Origin of the sequence: Fictibacillus aquaticus, from assembly GCF_002245695.1 — a bacterium.
Taxonomy (GTDB): domain Bacteria; phylum Bacillota; class Bacilli; order Bacillales; family Fictibacillaceae; genus Fictibacillus; species Fictibacillus aquaticus.
The window spans coordinates 1-2,993 of sequence record NZ_NOII01000056.1 but is presented as its reverse complement, the minus strand read 5'-3'; the positions used below and the strand labels follow the sequence as shown (position 1 = coordinate 2,993).

Sequence of the window (2,993 nt, the reverse complement as noted above, 5' to 3'; positions counted from 1 at the left end):
TGGAAAAAGTGGCTGAGGGAGCGGAGCATCAAGTTCAAGGTGTTAATCAAGCAGCAACAATCATAACAGAAATGTCTTCAAGCCTTTCACAGGTTGCATCCAGTACGGAAGCTGTGAATGGAAGTGTAAACGATTCTCTGGAAAAAGCTAAAAATGGATCAACTTCAATTCAGACAGCAGAGCGCCAGATGTCAGCCATTAATGAAAATGTTAAAGAGCTGTCCAGGGTTGTTGAAGGGCTAGGCGGCAGGTCAAAGCAAATCGGGAAAATTGTAGAAGTGATCAGCGGAATTGCTGGCCAGACGAACCTTCTTGCATTAAACGCATCAATTGAAGCGGCAAGAGCAGGCGAACACGGAAAAGGCTTTGCCGTTGTAGCAAGTGAAGTAGGAAATCTTGCTGAACAGTCTGCACAAGCGACAAAGCAAATCACGCAGCTCATCACTCTCATCCAAGAAGATACAGGCAATGTCGTAAGAACGATGCAATCAGTCGCTGGCGAAGTGGCTGAGGGAATGGACATCATGAACAGTGCGGGATCTGCTTTCAGCCAGATTCACGAATCTGTAGCTGGTGTTACGAGTCAAATATTGCAGGTATCCGCTGCGATTCAGCAGATGTCAGCTGGAGCTCAGCATATTGTATCTTCCATCGACGAGATCTCAATCGTTGCAGGAGACTCGTCATCAGCGGCACAGACGGTACTTGCTGCGACAGAGCAGCAGCTTGCCTCTATGCAGGAAGTGGCGTCTTCCTCTAACTCACTGAGTGATATGGCTGGCGAATTGCAGCAGCTCACGATCAATTTTAAATTAAACTGACAAAAACCGGCCGTTCAAAATGGCCGGCTTTTTTATTGGAAATAAGATTTCTGCACGATAATATTTCACAGGTTAGTTGAAGCAGTCATAGGGAAAACAGATAATAATAGAGTATGAACAATAAAGGAGACAGGAGATATGGAACTTCAAACGATAGGCCAGAATATTATCGATAATGCCGTTACTTTCTCAAAAGAAATCACTAGACAGCTTGAGGAACGATATGTAACATTTCTTAAGTCATCTAACTTGCAAGAAAGTGCGATTACAGAATGGAGAGCGAACCTGATCAAGCTGGTAGGCGAGGCGATAAAAGCTGGTTCTTCTGAAAAACTTGATGATAAGGTCGCGGAGTGGGCGAGAATGACAGGAGAAGGCGCGGTCCAATACGGAATCTCCATCGATGAGCTGATTCAGACAAACAAGCTGTACCGGAAAGTGCTGCTTGATTATGTAGAACAATACATAGAGACGAAAGAAATCCCGATCAAATCCTTCATAAAATTGAACCGCATACTGGACGGAGTACTTGATCATTCATCCTACATTTTCAGTGTTTCTTTTGTGGATCACCACAAGAAAACACTGGAGACTGCGCAGCAGGCGATGCTTGATATCTCAATCCCTGTCGTCTCGCTTACAGACAAGATAGCTATCCTTCCTCTGATCGGAGAGCTTGACACATACCGTGCGAGGATTATGATGGAGAACTCTTTAAAACGGTGTATCGAGCTTCGTAACACGGAGCTGATCATCGATCTTTCGGGTGTTCCGATCGTAGATACCATGGTAGCGAATGAACTCTTTCAAGTGAATAAGGCGCTGAGCATGATCGGTGTGAGAGCGACGTTTTCAGGAATCAGACCTGATATCGCCCAGGCAGTAGTCAATCTTGGCATTGAATTTGAACAGATCGAGATCGCTGGCAACCTGAAGCAAGCATTCAATAAGCTCCTGCAAGCCGAGTAAACGCGAAAAGTTTTTTGACTTTTTGCGTTTTTTTTTATAAAATATACACAAATATGAACATATACTCATATATTGAAGTATAGGGAAACAGGGAGGTCTTACGATGGCGGATAAAGAACAAGAGAAAAGCCAAATTGAACAACTTGATGAAGAAACGTTATTTATCGTTTCGCAAACCTTCAAGGCACTTGGAGACCCGACCCGCATCCGTATCCTTCACCTGCTCGCTCATAAAGAGCATTCTGTGAACGAGATCGCGGAAAACTTGAGTCTTCTGCAGTCGACGGTTTCTCATCAGCTTCGGTTTTTAAAAAATCTGCGTCTTGTAAAATATAGAAGAGAAGGAACAACTTTATATTATTCCATGGACGATGAACACGTGATGAACGTTCTTGAACAGACGATCTACCACGCACAGCATCATTAAAAGGAGGCGGCCGAAATGGAAGAACGAGCAGCAGCTAAGAATACTACAAACGTATACCGCCTGCAAAACTTGACTTGTGCCTCATGTGCGGCAAAGTTTGAAAAAAACGTACAGCATATTGAAGGTGTAGTAGATGCGAAAGTAAACTTCGGTGCTTCCAAGCTGTCAGTAACCGGACAGACAACTATAAATGACCTTGAAAAAGCAGGAGCGTTTGATGGCATTAAAGTTTTTTCTGATAAATCGCCGAAAGAAACGGTAAGCGTTCCGTTCTGGAAAGCCCACGCAAACGTAATCTTATCAGTACTTCTGCTTGCAGCAGGCTGGATGCTCGGTGAACAGCATGGCGAGGGGCACTTGCTCTCCATTGCCGCATATGCCCTTTCGATCGCAGCAGGTGGCTACACGCTTTTCACTGCCGGACTGAAAAACTTATTCCGACTGCAGTTTGATATGAAAACGCTCATGACGATCGCCATTATCGGTGCAGCCATTATCGGTGAATGGGGTGAAGGGGCGACAGTCGTCATCCTGTTTGCGATATCCGAAGCATTAGAGCGTTATTCGATGGAAAAAGCGCGGAAATCGATCTCCTCACTGATGGATATCGCTCCAAAAGAAGCACCTATCCGGCGCAATGGCCATGAAATAACGATGCACGTGGATGAGATAGAAGTCGGGGATATCATGATCATTAAGCCCGGCCAAAAGATCGCAATGGATGGTATTGTTGAGAGCGGACGTTCGAGTGTCAACCAGGCCGCGATCACGGGTGA

The 2,993-nt window shown here is 45.1% G+C and carries 4 protein-coding genes; all 4 read left to right on the top strand.

Translation table 11 applies throughout. The features are described from left to right. On the top strand, positions 1–821 hold an 821-nt coding region (locus CGZ90_RS19440), incomplete at its 5' end, for a methyl-accepting chemotaxis protein (protein WP_240515495.1). Positions 822–959: 138 nt separating this feature from the next. Next, a complete protein-coding gene (locus CGZ90_RS19435; RefSeq protein ID WP_094254151.1) occupies positions 960–1,790 on the top strand; it encodes an STAS domain-containing protein in 831 nt (276 codons plus the stop codon). Positions 1,791–1,893: 103 nt separating this feature from the next. Then, positions 1,894–2,217 carry an ArsR/SmtB family transcription factor gene (locus CGZ90_RS19430; protein ID WP_094254150.1) on the top strand — a complete coding sequence of 108 codons (324 nt, stop codon included), beginning with the start codon at positions 1,894–1,896 and terminating at the stop codon, positions 2,215–2,217. A gap of 15 nt (positions 2,218–2,232) precedes the next feature. Then, the coding region (locus tag CGZ90_RS19425; RefSeq protein WP_133063624.1) for a heavy metal translocating P-type ATPase at positions 2,233–2,993 on the top strand (761 nt) is incomplete at its 3' end.